Annotated in this window: 17 protein-coding genes and 1 pseudogene; 17 read left to right on the forward strand and 1 reads right to left on the reverse strand. The window is 54.1% G+C overall.

Annotation, left to right across the window (positions count from 1 at the left end; translation table 11 throughout):
- Positions 1-135 precede the first annotated feature (135 nt).
- Positions 136-1200 carry a hypothetical protein gene (locus B9Y90_RS19290; RefSeq protein ID WP_085542213.1) on the reverse strand — a complete coding sequence of 355 codons (1065 nt, stop codon included), beginning with the start codon at positions 1198-1200 and terminating at the stop codon, positions 136-138.
- Positions 1201-1292: 92 nt separating this feature from the next.
- On the opposite strand from B9Y90_RS19290, the gene B9Y90_RS19295 reads away from it, so the two are divergent.
- The 17 genes and pseudogenes from B9Y90_RS19295 (at position 1293) to B9Y90_RS19375 (ending at position 15321) form a co-directional block, all read left to right on the forward strand.
- Positions 1293-1928, forward strand: a complete 636-nt coding sequence (locus B9Y90_RS19295; RefSeq protein WP_085542261.1) for a phage baseplate assembly protein V — start codon at positions 1293-1295, stop codon at positions 1926-1928.
- A complete protein-coding gene (locus B9Y90_RS19300; protein WP_085542214.1) occupies positions 1925-2272 on the forward strand; it encodes a GPW/gp25 family protein in 348 nt (115 codons plus the stop codon). Before B9Y90_RS19295 ends, B9Y90_RS19300 begins: the two co-directional genes overlap by 4 nt.
- Positions 2273-2277: 5 nt before the next feature.
- Entirely contained in the window at positions 2278-3186 is a 909-nt protein-coding gene (locus tag B9Y90_RS19305) for a baseplate assembly protein (protein ID WP_085542215.1), read from the forward strand.
- Positions 3179-3724: a phage tail protein I gene (locus B9Y90_RS19310; RefSeq protein WP_085542216.1), complete on the forward strand. Its 546-nt coding sequence runs from the start codon at positions 3179-3181 to the stop codon at positions 3722-3724. Before B9Y90_RS19305 ends, B9Y90_RS19310 begins: the two co-directional genes overlap by 8 nt.
- Positions 3721-4428, forward strand: a pseudogene (locus B9Y90_RS27570) (phage tail protein); the annotation flags it as partial. The gene B9Y90_RS19310 and the pseudogene B9Y90_RS27570, both read left to right, overlap by 4 nt.
- Positions 4429-5101: 673 nt before the next feature.
- Positions 5102-5656, forward strand: a complete 555-nt coding sequence (locus B9Y90_RS19320; RefSeq protein ID WP_085542218.1) for a tail fiber assembly protein — start codon at positions 5102-5104, stop codon at positions 5654-5656.
- Between the two features lie 130 nt (positions 5657-5786).
- Positions 5787-6974: a phage tail sheath protein gene (locus tag B9Y90_RS19325; RefSeq protein WP_085542219.1), complete on the forward strand. Its 1188-nt coding sequence runs from the start codon at positions 5787-5789 to the stop codon at positions 6972-6974.
- Between the two features lie 13 nt (positions 6975-6987).
- Positions 6988-7506 (forward strand): phage major tail tube protein, encoded by a 519-nt coding sequence (locus B9Y90_RS19330; RefSeq protein ID WP_085542220.1) that lies wholly within the window; start codon positions 6988-6990, stop codon positions 7504-7506.
- Between the two features lie 64 nt (positions 7507-7570).
- Positions 7571-7870: a phage tail assembly protein gene (locus B9Y90_RS19335; RefSeq protein WP_085542221.1), complete on the forward strand. Its 300-nt coding sequence runs from the start codon at positions 7571-7573 to the stop codon at positions 7868-7870.
- Positions 7867-8022: a GpE family phage tail protein gene (locus B9Y90_RS19340; RefSeq protein WP_085542262.1), complete on the forward strand. Its 156-nt coding sequence runs from the start codon at positions 7867-7869 to the stop codon at positions 8020-8022. The genes B9Y90_RS19335 and B9Y90_RS19340 overlap by 4 nt, the downstream gene beginning before the upstream one ends.
- Entirely contained in the window at positions 8015-10483 is a 2469-nt protein-coding gene (locus B9Y90_RS19345) for a phage tail tape measure protein (protein ID WP_085542222.1), read from the forward strand. Before B9Y90_RS19340 ends, B9Y90_RS19345 begins: the two co-directional genes overlap by 8 nt.
- A 15-nt stretch (positions 10484-10498) precedes the next feature.
- Entirely contained in the window at positions 10499-10993 is a 495-nt protein-coding gene (locus tag B9Y90_RS19350; RefSeq protein WP_085542223.1) for a phage tail protein, read from the forward strand.
- Positions 10993-12168 (forward strand): phage late control D family protein, encoded by a 1176-nt coding sequence (locus tag B9Y90_RS19355; RefSeq protein WP_085542224.1) that lies wholly within the window; start codon positions 10993-10995, stop codon positions 12166-12168. The genes B9Y90_RS19350 and B9Y90_RS19355 overlap by 1 nt, the downstream gene beginning before the upstream one ends.
- A 78-nt stretch (positions 12169-12246) precedes the next feature.
- Positions 12247-12468 (forward strand): DNA-binding transcriptional regulator, encoded by a 222-nt coding sequence (locus tag B9Y90_RS19360; protein ID WP_085542225.1) that lies wholly within the window; start codon positions 12247-12249, stop codon positions 12466-12468.
- 232 nt (positions 12469-12700) lie between these two features.
- Positions 12701-13654 carry a bifunctional helix-turn-helix transcriptional regulator/GNAT family N-acetyltransferase gene (locus tag B9Y90_RS19365; RefSeq protein ID WP_085542226.1) on the forward strand — a complete coding sequence of 318 codons (954 nt, stop codon included), beginning with the start codon at positions 12701-12703 and terminating at the stop codon, positions 13652-13654.
- A gap of 108 nt (positions 13655-13762) precedes the next feature.
- Entirely contained in the window at positions 13763-14743 is a 981-nt protein-coding gene (gene btuC, locus B9Y90_RS19370; protein ID WP_085542227.1) for a vitamin B12 ABC transporter permease BtuC, read from the forward strand.
- Between the two features lie 26 nt (positions 14744-14769).
- On the forward strand, positions 14770-15321 hold the full coding sequence (locus B9Y90_RS19375) for a glutathione peroxidase (protein WP_039292394.1): 552 nt from the start codon (positions 14770-14772) through the stop codon (positions 15319-15321).
- Position 15322: the final 1 nt, after the last annotated feature.

Here is a 15322-nt window from a genome sequence, read left to right on the forward strand (position 1 = left end):
GCATCGAATTTTAAAAATATTTTGCACTCCATTTTAAGCTTGTGTGAGTGCAAAATATTTTAGAAAAAAGTGCAAAAACGTTTTCCGCTCTACATGCGCCGAGTCGCTGCAAAAGGAAGTGAATGGGTTATCCACTCACTTCCCTTTTATAGATGCCACCAGGTTTGCTAGTTGCTCCAGTCCATCAAATGTCGAAGGTATCTTCTCTTCTGATGTCATAATATTAGAGAATACAACTTCTTCAAACTTTATGAGTAATTCTTTATCTTTTCCTTTAATATCTTGGGCATATTCAGCATAACTCTGGATGAATTGGCAAAGGCTTTTTCTTAATTCAATTTGAATGAGCTGTGCTCTTACTGAGTTAAAATTATTAAGTGATACCCGGAAGAAATAGGCAAGAATTACAGTGATCGAAAAAATAGGCACTAAAGCTATATAGTGATATATGTTGTTTTGAGCGGCGGAGTTAAAATACAAATAAATTGCTTCAATTAGCAAAGGGATTGGAAGGACAAAACCAAGAGTAAGCATTAGCCGTTTGCCTATATTAAGTTCGCCTTTCTTTTTCTCACCTAACTCTGAAAAGCCTTGATACAAACCTACAAAGTTAAATGCAGATGAGTGCTTCTCAAGTGTTTCTTTTAGTTTGTCGACCTTTTCTATCTTTGAATTCAGTTCTTTATCCCATTCAGACTGAATTGCATTTAGGTTTTTTATATTGTAATTATACTCATTATAGCTTTTTATGGCTTCGCTGCTTAATAGTTTCCTCATTACTGAGAGTGGCATTTCCTTGAGCGTGTATGTGATTTGTATTGATGCTTCTTCATCAAAATCATCTTGCCTGTATATAATAAAGTTCTTCACTGCATTAGTTAGTTGGTAGCTATCGTCACTCTCAAAAATGTAACTTTCCAGAAAAAATCTAGCGCACATTACAAATAAAATATTTGTACTTTTGGGACTGTTATCTCCATTGCTTAGCTCGTGCAAAAAAACACCATTGATATTTTCTATGTTGAACTGAGATAGGTCATCCCATTTTTGTGGGGCATGTAAAAAACTATCAATCATATGAGTGAGTAGTGTTATTTTTTCAAGCTCAAAGCCATGCTTAGATTGATCTTTGGATAAAACCTTCTCTCTATATGATGTTAGAGATATTTGGGTTGTTTTGTTTACAAAAAAACTAATCATCAAATTTTTCCTGAAAAAAGAGGTTTGTTGTGTGATTTACCACAAAGCATAACATGATTTTTTTTGAGGCATTGCCGAGTCATTATGCATTCATGAATATACAACTCAATGAAACTCTACGGCTTATTCGCAATCTCATCCGCACCGGTGTCGTTGTTGAAGTCGACACGGCAACGGGGCGATGTCGCGTCCAGACCGGAGGCAACGTAACAGACTGGCTCCAGTGGCTCACGTCCCGCGCCGGGCGATCCCGTACATGGTGGGCTCCCTCTGTCAACGAACAAGTCATGATTCTGGCCGTTGGCGGTGAGCTCGATACGGCGTTTGTGCTGCCCGGTATTTATTCCGACGACAATCCCGCCCCCTCGGCCTCTGCCGATGCGCTGCATATTTCGTTCCCGGACGGCGCGGTGATTGAGTACGAGCCTAAAACCAGCGCCCTGACCGTGAGCGGGATTAAAACCGCTGATATCACGGCATCTGAATCGCTGACCGCCTCGGTACCGGTGGTGACCATCAAAGCCGATACCCGCGTCACGCTCAATACACCGGAAGTGGTCTGCACCAATAAGCTGACATGTGCCACGCTGGACGTGCAGAAAGGCGGGAAAATGGGCGGCAACATCACGCATTCCGGCGGCTCGTTCACCTCCAACGGCGTGCAGGTTGATAAGCACGCTCACGGCGGCGTCCAGCGCGGCGGCAGTATGACGGAGGGCACCCAATGACCGCCCGTTATCTCGGCATGAATCAGACCACCGGCCTGAGCGTCAGCGACGCGGAGCACATCCGGCAAAGCATCCGGGACATTCTTATTACGCCGGTCGGCTCGCGGGTCATGCGTCGCCAGTATGGCTCGCTGTTGTCTGCCCTGACTGACCAGCCGCAAAACGAGGCGCTGCGCCTGCAAATTAGCGCCGCCTGCTATATGGCGATCCTGAAATGGGAGCCGCGCGTCAGGCTGAACGGCATCACCTTTGAAACCCGGTTTAACGGCGAAATGGTCGTCGATATCACCGGCGAATTTACCGACTCGGGCGCAAGCCTTTCCCTTTCCATTCCGCTGAGCTGATACCTATGCCAACCATTGACCTGAGCCAGCTCCCCGCGCCTGAAATCGTTGAGGATCTCGATTTTGAAACCATCCTGGCCGAGCGCAAGGCGACGTTAATCTCGCTTTACCCGGAAGATACACAGGACGCTATCGCGCGCACGCTCGAGCTGGAATCCGAGCCCATCGTCAAGCTGCTGCAGGAGAACGCTTACCGTGAGGTGATTCTGCGCCAGCGTGTGAACGAGGCCGCCCGCGCGGTCATGCTGGCCTACGCAAACGGCACCGATCTCGATGTGATGGCCGCAAACAATAACACTGCGCGCCTTGTGCTTACTCCGGCAGACGATACGACCATCCCGTCGACACCTGCTGTCATGGAGTCCGATAGCGATTTACGGCTGCGGGCGCAGCGGGCATTTGAGGGAATGAGCGTGGCGGGTCCGGTCGGGGCATATGAATATCACGGCCTGAGCGCCGACGGTCGGGTCGCCGATATTGCGGTTGAGAGTCCATCCCCGGCGTGTGTCACTGTGACCGTGCTGTCGCGCGAGGGCAATGGCACTGCAGGGGCTGACCTGATTGCCGTTGTGACCCGCGCGCTCAACGATGAGGACGTGCGCCCGGTGGCTGACCGTGTGACCGTGCAGGCCGCCGAGATTGTTCCCTACCAGATTGACGCCACGCTGTATTTTTTCCCTGGTCCCGAAGCCGCGCCGATTAAAGCCGCCGCCGAAAAACAAATCCAGCGCTATATCTCGGCACAACACCGACTCGGGCGGGATATCCGGCTGTCAGCCATTTACGGGGCGTTGCACGTCGAGGGCGTGCAGCGTGTCGAGCTGGCTTCCCCGCTGGCCGATATCGTGCTCGCAAAGCATCAGGCTTCTTACTGCACCGCCTACGTGCTGAAAGACGGGGGATCCGATGAGTGATAACCGCCTGCTGCCGGTCGGCTCGTCGCCGCTGGAGGTCGCCGCCGCCCGCGCCCTGGCTGATATCGCGCGAACGCCGATTCAGTTACGCACGCTATGGAACCCCAACACCTGCCCGGTGAGTCTGCTCCCGTACCTGGCGTGGGCGTTTTCCGTCGACCGATGGGACGAGAACTGGACGGCAGAGACAAAGCGGAACGTGGTGCGTACCGCGTATTTCATCCACCGGAGCAAAGGCACTATCGGTGCCATCCGGCGCGTGGTCGAGCCTCTGGGTTACATGATTAAGGTTACCGAGTGGTGGGAGACCGACGACGAGCCCGGCACTTTTCGCCTGGATATTGGCGTACTGGAAAGCGGTATCACGGAGGAAATGTATCAGGAAATGGAGCGCCTTATCGCTGATGCCAAAGCCGCAAGCCGTCACCTGATTGGCCTGAACATCATTCAGGAAATTGCGGGTGATTTGTACGTCGGCGGCACGACTTACGACGGCGAGATTGTGACGGTTTACCCCGAAATGGAGCTACTGAAATGAGTCAAAAATTTAAAACTATTCTCACCAATGCCGGGGTGCAAAAGCTGGCTGCCGGTTTACCACCTGACGGGAAGAAAGTTATTTTTACCGCAATGGCCGTAGGGGATGGTGGCGGCTCGCTGCCCGAGCCCAAACCGGAGCAAACCGCCCTGGTGCGTGAGGTGTGGCGCGCACTTATCAACACGATCACCCCGCACCCCAAATATGCTAACTGCGTGGTGGTCGAGCTGATTATCCCGCCGGAGGTGGGCGGCTTCTGGACGCGAGAACTTGGGCTTTATGACAGCGAGGGCGTGCTCATCGCGGTGGCTAACATGGCTGAGAGCTACAAACCGCTACTCGCCGAGGGATCCGGGCGCGCACAAACCGTGCGCATGGTGATTGCTGTCAGCAATATTGCCTCGGTCGAGCTGCAGGTCGACAGCTCCACGGTGATGGCGACTAAAGAGTACGTTGACGATGCGCTCGACAAACACGCCAAATCACGCAATCACCCTGACGGCACGCTGAAAGATAAAGGGTTTGTGCAACTGAGCAGCGCCACCGACAGCGACAGCGAGACGCTGGCCGCCACGCCGAAAGCCGTTAAAGCTGCTTATGCCCTGGCTAAACAGGCTGATGAAAATGCCGGTAAGCGCCTGCAGGCTGACAAGAATCTTTCTGATGTTAAGGACGCGGCTGAGGCGCGTAAAAATATTGGGTTGGGTGATATCGCCACGCATGACGTAAAAGAGTTTGTGGCTGTCGGGGGTGGTGATGCTGGTTATATCAATAATGCTGAGCATTACAACATCAAAGATAACGTCTGGCCTGGCGGGGGGATGTTTCAAAATCAAGTCAATGACCGCCGCGCGCTGCTTTATTCAGCTAACTTTGATGCAAGCGGCAATGTCTATTTGCCCATGACAAAGGCGACAGTGACAACAGCAGGAAAGGGCTACCGGGCAGCAATTAGTCAAGGCGTACTTGTATCGGGTAATGCTGATTATCCGAGCTATTGCATTCATGTATGCAAGCAGCTTGGGGACGGGTCATTTAGAGACAGCACGCTTGTATTTAACCCGAATGATAATTCGCTATCTTTCCCTGGTTCAGTTTATGCAGGCGACGGTATTCTCGAGAAAAATGGTGATGTTTACGGCCCGGTGTGGGGCGGCTGGTTGAGTCAATGGCTGGGTAACAACATGGCGACGACCGGCTGGGTTTATCAGAATTTTGTGCAGAACATCGACCTTACAGCCGCGACTGAAATTCAGTTTTGGGATGGCAGAGGTTACCCGAAGGGAACGGATGGCGGTGCTATGTATAACTTTTCTATGGTCGGCGGCGCGAACAACGTCGGCGCATTTCATATTCGCTATCTTCGCAAGCTGATAAATGGCCAATGGATTGTTATTAACTGAGGAAAAAATGATGCAGCAATTCGGGAAGTTTTCGCAGTACACGCCTAAAGGGAAAGCGCTTACTGTCGATGGTGGCAAGGTGATTTATTTGCAGGATGAACAGGGAAACGACTGGTACGACGTACAAAAGCAATTTAGTGAAAACACGCTTAAAGTTGGCTATGACGAAGATGGCCGGGTAAGAACATTTTGTACTGATGTTTATGCGTTCTTTCCGATGAACCTGAGCGCCGTTGAATTGCCCGCGACAAAAGCAAATATGCGTGTAAGCCTGGGCGATGACTGGTTTTATAAAGACGGTAAATTGCAGCAGATTCGCGATCAGCTTGCTATCGCCACAACTGAGCGTGACAACCGCATGAGTGAGGCGACAAGGCGCATTGACTGGCTCGCCGGTGCGCTCGAGGATGGCGATATTTCAGAAGATGAAGCTGTTGAGCTTGAAGCGCTTCGGACTTATCGCGCCGCGCTGCGTCGGTTAGACCTGACCGCCGCGCCTAAAATCACATGGCCTGTGCTTCCCGCCTGATAAAGCGCTCCCGACCGGGGGCGTTTTTTCTTTTCCCGGTTGTGTCACCGACAGCAAAACCCCAACCGCTCGCCCCCTCCCGCCCCGCGTCAGAAAATATCACTCACCCAACCACCACGGAGTAAACCGGATGAGTGACTACCACCACGGCGTCCAGGTCGTCGAAGTTAACGACGGCACACGCGTCATTTCCACTGTCTCGACGGCAATTATTGGCATGGTATGCACCGCCAGTGATGCCGACGAAAAAACATTCCCGCTCAATGAGCCGGTGCTGATTACCAAAGTGCAGGACGCGATTGCCAAAGCCGGTAAAAAAGGCACCCTGGCCGCGTCCCTGCAGGCTATCGCCGACCAGGCTAAACCGGTGACCGTTATTGTGCGTGTCGCCGAGGGAACCGGCGACGATGAAGAGGCCGCGCAGGCTGAAACCATCTCGAACATCATCGGCACCACGGATGAGAACGGCAAATACACCGGGCTTAAAGCGCTGCTGACCGCTGAGGCGGTGACCGGCGTCAAGCCGCGCATTCTCGGTGTGCCAGGGCTCGATACAAAAGAGGTGGCAATCGCGCTCGCGTCGGTCTGCAAAAAGCTCCGCGCGTTCGGCTATATCAGCGCCTGGGGCTGCAAAACCGTTTCAGACTGCATCAAGTACCGCGAGAATTTCAGCCAGCGTGAATTAATGCTCATCTGGCCGGACTTTATTGCCTGGGACACCGTGACCAGCACAAGCGCCACGGCATACGCCACCGCCCGTGCAATGGGGCTACGTGCTTACATCGACCAGACGGTCGGCTGGCATAAAACGCTGTCTAACGTTGGCGTCCAGGGCGTGACCGGCATCAGCGCGTCTGTGTTCTGGGATTTGCAGGAATCCGGCACCGATGCCGATTTGCTGAACGAGGCCGGGGTCACCACGCTGATTCGTAAGGACGGTTTCCGATTCTGGGGTAACCGCACCTGCTCTGATGATCCGTTATTCCTCTTTGAGAACTACACCCGCACCGCGCAGGTTATCGCCGACACGATGGCTGAGGGGCATATGTGGGCGGTTGATAAACCCATTTCCCCGACGCTTATCCGCGACATTGTGGACGGCATCAATGCCAAATTCCGCGAGATGGCCACGGCGGGTTATATCGTCGGCGCGACCTGCTGGTTTGACGAAAGCGCCAACGACAAAGAAACCCTGAAAGGCGGCAAACTCATTCTTGATTACGATTTTACGCCGGTGCCACCGCTCGAAAATCTGACGCTGCGCCAGCGTATTACCGACAAATATCTCGTCACCCTGGCCGCTGCGGTCAGCCGATAAGGAGCCCGATTAAATGGCAATGCCACGCACACTAAAAATGATGAATGTATTCATCAACAGTGTTAGCTACCTGGGCGTCGTAACCTCGCTGACGCTGCCGAAGTTGACCCGCAAACTGGAAATGTATCGCGGTGCCGGAATGAGCGGCGCAGCCCCGATTGATTTCGGCCTGGACGATGATGCGCTCTCAATGGAGCTGAGTCTCGGCGGTTTCCCGGATGAGGCGATCTGGACAATGTACGGCGCGGTTGGCACCGGTGAAGCACTGCGTTATGCAGGCTCCTACCAGCGCGACGACACCGGCGAAATTGTGCCGGTTGAGGTGGTGACCCGCTTCAAAATGAAGGAAATGGACACCGGCGAAAGCAAGCAGGGCGAGAAAGCCGAGAGCAAATTACCGGTTATCTGCACTTACTTCAAACTGACCATCAACGGGAAGGTAGTCATTGAAATCGACGTGCTGAACGGTATTGAGAAGGTGAACGGCGTCGACCGACTGGCCGAACACCGCAAAAATATCGGTCTGATTTAACCCCTGCACCGGCGGGAATAACTCGCCGGGAACCCCCAAAATTCTGACAAAAGAGAGCAACGACATGGGTAAAGCAAAAGAAGTATTAACCAATCCTGAAAATACGATCACCCTCGATACGCCGATTAAACGCGGTGAGCAGGTTATTGCCGCAGTTACGCTGATTAAACCCAATACCGGCACGCTGCGCGGCGTCTCGCTGGCTGATGTGGCTAACTCTGATGTGAATGCGCTGATTAAAGTGCTGCCGCGCATGACTTACCCGAACCTGACGGAGCAGGAAGTCGCGGCGCTTGAGCTGCCGGATATTCTGGCGATGGCCGGGAAGGTGGTCGGTTTTTTGGCACCGAATTCGGCGGCATAGTATTTCCTGAAAAATTCTCGGTCGACGATCTCATCGCAGATATTGCGGTTATCTTCCACTGGCCGCCGTCCGAGCTTTACCCGATGAGCGTGACCGAGCTCCTCTCATGGCGCGACAAAGCGCTCCAGCGAAGCGGAAACACAGATGAGTAATAACGTTAAGTTACAGGTATTACTCAAAGCTGTTGACCAGGCGACCCGCCCGTTTAAATCCATCCAGACAGCGAGCAAATCGCTGTCGGGTGATATCCGGGAATCACAGAAATCATTACGCGAGCTGAACGGCCAGGCCTCAAAAATTGAGGGATTCCGTAAAACCAGCGCACAGCTCGCGGTCACTGGTCAGGCTTTGAAGCAGGCTAAACAGGAAGCCGCCGCGCTGGCTATCCAGTTTAAAAACACCGAACAACCCACACTCGCGCAGACACGCGCAATGGATGCCGCGCGCCGCAGCGCTAACGAGCTACAGCTCAAACAAAACAGCCTTCGGCAATCGGTGCAACGTCAGCGCCAGGAGCTGGCGCAGGCTGGTATAAATACCCGCACCCTGGCCAGCGACGAGCGCCGCCTGAAAAACTCCCTCAGCGAAACAACGGCGCAGCTAAATCGACAGCGGGAGGCACTGGCGCGAGTCAGCGCGCAACAGGCCAAACTCAGCGCTGTCAAACAGCGCTATCAATCCGGCAAGGAGCTCTCAGGCAGTGCGGCTGCCGTTGGGGCTGCCGGGGTCGGTATCGCCACGGCGGGAACGATGGCCGGTGTGAAACTGCTGATGCCAGGGTATGACTTTGCGCAGAAAAACTCTGAGCTGCAGGCCGTGCTCGGGGTGGATAAACAATCCCCGGAAATGCAGGCGTTACGCAAACAGGCGCGCCAGCTCGGCGATAATACCGCGGCGTCGGCTGACGATGCGGCCGGAGCTCAGATTATTATCGCGAAGGGTGGTGGGGATGCCGCAGCCATTCAGGCGGCGACGCCGGTCACGCTGAATATGGCGCTGGCTAACCGCCGGACGATGGAAGAGAACGCCGGGCTTTTAATGGGGATGCGCTCGGCATTTCAGCTCTCTAACGATCAGGTGTCACACATCGGCGATGTGTTGTCTATGGCAATGAACAAGACCGCCGCCGACTTTGACGGCCTCAGTGATGCGCTGACCTATGCGGCACCGGTGGCGAAAAATGCCGGGGTCAGCATCGAGCAAACCGCCGCAATGGTGGGAGCTCTGCATGATGCAAAAATTACTGGTTCAATGGCGGGGACGGGTAGCCGTGCGATTCTGAGTCGCCTGCAGGCACCGACCGGGAAAGCATTCCAGGCAATTAAAGAGCTCGGCGTTAAGACGGCTGATAGCAAAGGCAATACACGACCAATCTTTAGCATCCTGAAAGAAATGCAGGCAAGTTTCATAAAAAATAATCTCGGAACGAGCCAGCGCGGTGAGTACATGAAAACTATTTTCGGCGAGGAGGCCAGCTCTGCCGCCGCCGTGCTCATGACCGCAGCGGCCAGCGGTAAGCTCGACCAGTTAACCGCCGCGTTTAAAGCCTCGGACGGCAAGACCGAGGAGTTGGTCAAAGTCATGCAGGACAACCTCGGGGGCGACTTTAAAGAGTTTCAGTCTGCTTATGAGGCGGTAGGCACTGACCTTTTCGACCAACAAAATGACTCGTTGCGCAGCCTGACCCAGGCCGCGACGGGCTATGTGTTAAGGCTCGATAAATGGATAACGGACAATAAAAAGCTCGCGCAAACCCTCGGCCTGATTGCCGGAGGCGCGCTGGCGCTGATTGGCACTATTGGGGCTATCGGTCTGATTGCCTGGCCGGTTGTGGCGGGTATTAATGCGATCATCGCGGCTGCCAGTCTGCTCGGGACAATTTTCAGCGTGGTAGGCGGTGCCATTGTCACGGCTATCGGGGCTATCACCTGGCCGGTGGTCGCCGTGGTGGCGGCCATCGTCGCCGGGGCTTTGCTAATCCGCAAATATTGGGAGCCCATCAACGCCTTTTTCGCTGGCGTGGTTGAGGGACTTAAAACGGCCTTTGCGCCGGTCGGTGAAATGTTTGCCCCTCTGATGCCGGTGTTTGACTGGCTGGGCGAGAAATTAAAGGCCGCGTGGGAGTGGTTTAAAAACCTGATTGCGCCGGTGAAATCCACGCAGGAAACGCTCGACTCCTGTAAAAGCGCCGGGGTGATGTTCGGTGAGGCGCTGGCTAATGCGCTGCTCGCCCCACTCAACGCCTTTAATCTGCTGAGGAAGGGCATTACGTGGGTGCTCGAAAAGCTCGGTGTCATCAACAAGGAATCGGGAGATATCAACAAAGCGGCGGGTGACCTTGCCACCGGCGGGGCAAATGCGCCGGGCGGGAACGGGAGTTACTCACCCGCCACCGGTAGCGCATACATCCCGGCCACCGCTGGCGGGGCATACCAACCCATCGGCGTGCCTGGTGGCCGTTCGTATGTCGACAACAGCCGGAGCGAATACAACATCACTCTGCAGGGCGGCGGTATGCCAGGGCATGACCTTGACCGCCAGATGCGCGAGGCGGTGGAAAGAATCGACCGGGAAAAACGTGCTAAACAGCGCTCTGGCATGCGGCATGACTGACAGGAGGAATTAACGATGATGCTCGCACTAGGTCTTTTTGTTTTTATGCGTCAGACGCTGCCGTACCAGTCGATGCAACATGATATTAGCTGGCGCTGGCCGTCAAACAGCCGCGTCGGTGAGCGCCCCGCGTTCCAGTTTCTCGGCGTGGAGGAGGAAAAAATCACGCTGAGCGGGACACTTTACCCGGAACTTACCGGCGGGCGGTTTTCGCTGCTGACATTAAAGCTCATGGCTGATGAGGGGAAAGCCTGGTCACTGATTGAGGGAACCGGCACGATTTACGGGATGTTTGTCGTTAACTCGGTGCGTCAGACCAATGCGGAATTTTTTAACGACGGCACAGCCAGAAAAATAGATTTTACGCTGGAGCTTACCCGCGTGGATGAGTCGCTCGCAAATATGTTCGGGGATATTGGTAAGCAGGCCGAGAGCCTGGTCGGGAAAGCCCGCGATGTGGCCGGGGATGTGGTTTCGAAAGTGAGTGGCGCAGCCGGAGGCTTATTCTGATGCTCAATACAGTTTTATCTGATGTCGGGGCAACCGCGACACCGGCCTTTTTACTCCGGTTGGAAAATAAAGACATTACGCAGAATATCAGCGACCGACTCATCAATCTGAGCATGACTGACAACCGCGGATTTGAAGCCGACCAGCTCGACATTGAGCTCGATGACAGTGACGGCCTGATTGAGCTCCCGTTACGTGGCGCGGTGCTGACTTTATTCCTCGGCTGGAAAGGTGAGGCGCTTATCGGTAAGGGGCAATTTACGGTTGATGAGATTGAGCACCGGGGCGCGCCGGATGAAGTTACGATCCGGGCGCGTAGTGCTGATTTTCGTGGCTCGCTTAACTCGCGCCGGGAAGCCTCATATCACGATACAACCCTGGGGGAAATTGTGGCGACCATTGCCGGGCGAAACAAACTGGAGCCAGCGGTCGCCGATGTACTGAAAGGGATTAAAATTCCGCATATTGACCAGGCGCAGGAATCCGACGTCAAATTCCTTACCCGACTGGCCGAGCGGAACGGCGCGGAGGTGTCAGTCAAGGCCGGTCGCCTGATGATGCTCAAGGCCGGGAACGGGGTCACGGCCAGCGGCAAACCTATTCCGGCCATTACCATCAAGCGCAGCTCTGGCGATCGTCACAGTTTCTCTATCGCTGACCGGGGCGCATACACCGGTGTTACGGCTAAATGGCTGCACACCAAAGACCCGAAGCCGGAGAAGCAAAAGCAGCAGGTGAAGGTGAAGCGCAAACCCAAAGAGCGGCATTTGCGCGCGCTGGAGCACCCGAAAGCGACGCCGGTGAGCAAGGCTAAGGTGAAGAAAGTCAAAGAGCAGGAAGCCCGCGAAGGGGAATACATGACCGGCACCGAGGATAATGTTTTCGCTCTGACCACGATTTATGCGTCAAAGGCGCAGGCCATGCGCGCCGCCCAGGCAAAGTGGGACAAGCTGCAGCGCGGGGTCGCCGAGTTTTCTATCTCGCTGGCTTTGGGGCGGGCTGATATTTACCCGGAAACCCCGGCGCGTGTCTCGGGCTATAAGCGCGTTATAGACGAGCAGGACTGGACGATCACAAAGGTAACTCACTCATTAAGCAATAGCGGCTACACGACGTGCTTAGAGCTTGAGGTGAGGTTAAAGGACGTTGATTACGAAGTTGATGATGAATATTAGAGGGGTTGTTTTAATTCATTGTTTTTGAATGTTATTTTGTTAAAATAAAGTCATCAAGCTAATCACCCGAGGTGTTAGATGTTTCATTGTCCATTATGCAAAACTGCCGCCCATGCCCGAACCAGCCGCTATATGGGGGACACGACCAAAGAGCGTTATCATCAATGCCAGAACGTGAATTGTAGCGCTACCTTTGTAACGTTTGAGACCGTAAAGCATTACATCGTAAAACCAGGGGAAATAAACCCGGTGCTGCCTCATCCAGCGACTGGCGGCCAGCAACAAATTCACTGGATGTAAAAATGAAACCCCTCAGAAGAGGGGTTTTATGCTGATGTGGTCAGTATGTGGACGTGACCAGAAATAAATCCTTTTATTTCAATTTGCTAAGTTTAAAAATGAAGACCGCATTCGCGGCCTTTTTCTTTTTCTTTTTCTTTTTCTTTTAAGCTCTATTGCTTAACGACATACGCTTGACAAACATTCTCGTCAAATGGTTGTATTGTACAACCATATTTCAACGGTATCGATTATGTCTGACAGCACCCTTATCGAATCTATTCGCGCCTCGTCGCGCCAGGTTGTGCGCGAGCTTGGTTTCCTGAACTCAACGCTTGCCGCGACGAACTACTCGGCTTCTGCGGTTCATGCCCTACTGGAAATTGATACGCGAGAGAAGGTCACTGCCGCCGATCTGGTTCAGATACTTGGCCTGGAAAAGTCGAGCGTCAGCCGAATGATAGGCAAACTGCGAAAGGCGGGAGAACTGTTCGAGAGCGTTTCAGACGAAGATGCCAGAGCCAGGCGGCTCCAGTTGACTCCCCAGGGTAAACAAACGGTCAGGGAAATCCACCGATACGGCAGAATGCGCGTAGAGAAGGCGCTGGTGCACCTGAATGCTCAGGCGCAGCAATCTGTAGCGGATGGCTTGTTCAACTATGCTCAGGCGCTGAAAGCCTGTCGTGGTGAGTTGACGGGCGACGAGGGAAGAAAAAACTTCGAGATAATGACGGGATACCAGCCGGGTGTAATTGGCCGCGTGGCGGAAATGCACGCTAACTATTACTCAAAGCACTATGGCTTTGGCCATTTTTTTGAGGGGAAAGTCGCCGCCGGGCTGGCGGAGTTTTCAGGGCGGCTGGATCGCCCGTGTAACCGCATCTGGGTGGTGTTCCGCAATGGCAAAATAGTAGGCTCTGTATCCATCGATGGCGAGGACCTGGGCAATCACGAAGCCCATTTACGCTGGTTTATTCTCGACGATGAGTGCCGTGGCAGCGGTATCGGGCGGGCGCTATTACACGAGGCCATGTGCTTTTGCGATGAGTATGGGTTTTCCGCCGTGCAGCTGTGGACTTTTAGCGGCCTGAATGCGGCTCGCCATCTTTATGAATCGATGGGATTTGAACTAACCCGGCAATGGCAGGGTGAGCAATGGGGAAGCTCAATGCTGGAGCAGCAGTTTACGCGGAAACGACCGGCATAAGAGTAATTCGGGACAAGCGTGCTATTACGGTCTTTTCTTTGCTTGTTCTCTTCGGCGAACTCCCCGTAAAATCAGGCGCATAAACGGGGCAGGGGGAGCCTTTACGGAATGCTGAATTTTGTAACCAGACAACGCCGCTTTGAGCGACACTGGCTAATAGCCCTGGTCTTTGCCACGGTGGCTATGCTTGTCCTGAGCCTGTGCGCCGGGGATGTCTGGTTTTCACCTCTTTCCTGGTGGAGTGACGAAGCTAAGCTCTTCATCTGGCAAATCCGATTGCCGCGAACGCTTGCGGTCCTGCTGGTGGGGGCAGCGCTGGCCGTGACCGGCACGGTTATGCAGTCGCTGTTTGAAAATCCTCTGGCAGAACCCGGTTTACTGGGCGTTTCCAATGGCGCTGGCGTCGCGCTGGTTATCGCTCTGCTGCTCGGGCAGGGGATGCTGCCAGGTTGGGCGCTGGGGCTGTGTGCCATTCTCGGTGCCTTAGCGATCACTCTTATTCTGTTACGTTTTTCCCGTCGTCATCTCTCTACCAGTCGTCTATTACTTGCAGGTGTCGCGCTCGGCATTATTTGTAGCGCCCTGATGACCTGGGCGGTCTACTTTAGCTCCAGCCTCGACTTGCGTCAGTTGATGTACTGGATGATGGGCGGTTTTGGCGGCGTGGACTGGCGGCAGAGCTGGCTGATGCTGACGCTGCTGCCGGTGGTGGTCTGGCTGTGTCGGCAGCATGCGCCGCTCAACCTGATGGCGCTGGGTGAAAACTCAGCTCGGCAGCTGGGGCTTTCCGTCTGGCTTTGGCGCAATATTTTGGTTGTAGTGACCGGCTGGCTGGTTGGTGTGAGCGTCGCGCTTGCCGGCGCGATTGGATTTGTCGGTCTGGTGATCCCGCACATGCTGAGGCTTGCCGGGTTAACCGATCATCGCGTTTTGCTGCCTGCCAGCGCGCTGGCAGGGGCCGCGGTCTTAACTGGTGCGGATGTGGTGGCAAGGCTTGCGCTAAGCTCTGCCGAGCTGCCCATTGGCGTAGTCACCGCTACGCTCGGCGCGCCGGTGTTTATCTGGCTATTATTGAAAGCCGGACGTTAATTCGGCTCACAGAGGAAGAGGATGATATGCAAAGCAATGTTCTGAATACCGAAGTCACTACCATTGACGGCGAAAACACCACGCTGGAGAGCTGGCAGGGAAAAGTGCTGCTGGTGGTGAACGTCGCGTCTAAATGCGGCCTGACGCCGCAGTATGAGCAACTGGAAAACCTGCAAAAAGATTTTGAAGCCCAGGGGTTCAGCGTGCTCGGCTTCCCATGCAACCAGTTCCTGGGGCAAGAGCCGGGCAGCAGCGAAGAGATCAAAACCTTCTGCAGCACCACCTATGGCGTGACGTTCCCGCTGTTCAGCAAAATCGATGTCAACGGCGAGCACCGCCATCCGTTTTATCAAAAGCTGATTGACGCGCGTCCGGCCGCTGTTGCCCCGGAAGGTAGCGGTTTCCTGGAGCGAATGAGCAGCAAAGGGCGTGGCCCGCTTTACCCTGACGACATCCTATGGAACTTCGAAAAATTCCTGATTGGCCGTGATGGCAAAGTGATTCAGCGTTTCTCACCGGACATGACGCCGGAAGATCCTGTGGTGCTGGACGCCATTAAACAGGCTTTGGCGAAATAAT

Source organism: Cedecea sp. NFIX57, from assembly GCF_900177785.1.
Taxonomy (GTDB): domain Bacteria; phylum Pseudomonadota; class Gammaproteobacteria; order Enterobacterales; family Enterobacteriaceae; genus Cedecea; species Cedecea neteri_C.

What these genes read in the sequence shown, in the direction of transcription:
- btuC (WP_085542227.1), top strand. Translation starts at nt 13,763, where the DNA reads ATGCTGAATTTTGTAACCAGACAACGCCGCTTTGAGCGACACTGGCTA.
- B9Y90_RS19295 (WP_085542261.1), top strand. Translation starts at nt 1,293, where the DNA reads ATGAATATACAACTCAATGAAACTCTACGGCTTATTCGCAATCTCATC.
- B9Y90_RS19325 (WP_085542219.1), top strand. Translation starts at nt 5,787, where the DNA reads ATGAGTGACTACCACCACGGCGTCCAGGTCGTCGAAGTTAACGACGGC.
- B9Y90_RS19310 (WP_085542216.1), top strand. Translation starts at nt 3,179, where the DNA reads ATGAGTGATAACCGCCTGCTGCCGGTCGGCTCGTCGCCGCTGGAGGTC.
- B9Y90_RS19355 (WP_085542224.1), top strand. Translation starts at nt 10,993, where the DNA reads ATGCTCAATACAGTTTTATCTGATGTCGGGGCAACCGCGACACCGGCC.
- B9Y90_RS19375 (WP_039292394.1), top strand. Translation starts at nt 14,770, where the DNA reads ATGCAAAGCAATGTTCTGAATACCGAAGTCACTACCATTGACGGCGAA.
- B9Y90_RS19350 (WP_085542223.1), top strand. Translation starts at nt 10,499, where the DNA reads ATGATGCTCGCACTAGGTCTTTTTGTTTTTATGCGTCAGACGCTGCCG.
- B9Y90_RS19345 (WP_085542222.1), top strand. Translation starts at nt 8,015, where the DNA reads ATGAGTAATAACGTTAAGTTACAGGTATTACTCAAAGCTGTTGACCAG.
- B9Y90_RS19290 (WP_085542213.1), bottom strand. Translation starts at nt 1,200, where the DNA reads ATGATTAGTTTTTTTGTAAACAAAACAACCCAAATATCTCTAACATCA.
- B9Y90_RS19360 (WP_085542225.1), top strand. Translation starts at nt 12,247, where the DNA reads ATGTTTCATTGTCCATTATGCAAAACTGCCGCCCATGCCCGAACCAGC.
- B9Y90_RS19320 (WP_085542218.1), top strand. Translation starts at nt 5,102, where the DNA reads ATGGCCAATGGATTGTTATTAACTGAGGAAAAAATGATGCAGCAATTC.
- B9Y90_RS19330 (WP_085542220.1), top strand. Translation starts at nt 6,988, where the DNA reads ATGGCAATGCCACGCACACTAAAAATGATGAATGTATTCATCAACAGT.
- B9Y90_RS19365 (WP_085542226.1), top strand. Translation starts at nt 12,701, where the DNA reads ATGTCTGACAGCACCCTTATCGAATCTATTCGCGCCTCGTCGCGCCAG.
- B9Y90_RS19335 (WP_085542221.1), top strand. Translation starts at nt 7,571, where the DNA reads ATGGGTAAAGCAAAAGAAGTATTAACCAATCCTGAAAATACGATCACC.
- B9Y90_RS19305 (WP_085542215.1), top strand. Translation starts at nt 2,278, where the DNA reads ATGCCAACCATTGACCTGAGCCAGCTCCCCGCGCCTGAAATCGTTGAG.
- B9Y90_RS19300 (WP_085542214.1), top strand. Translation starts at nt 1,925, where the DNA reads ATGACCGCCCGTTATCTCGGCATGAATCAGACCACCGGCCTGAGCGTC.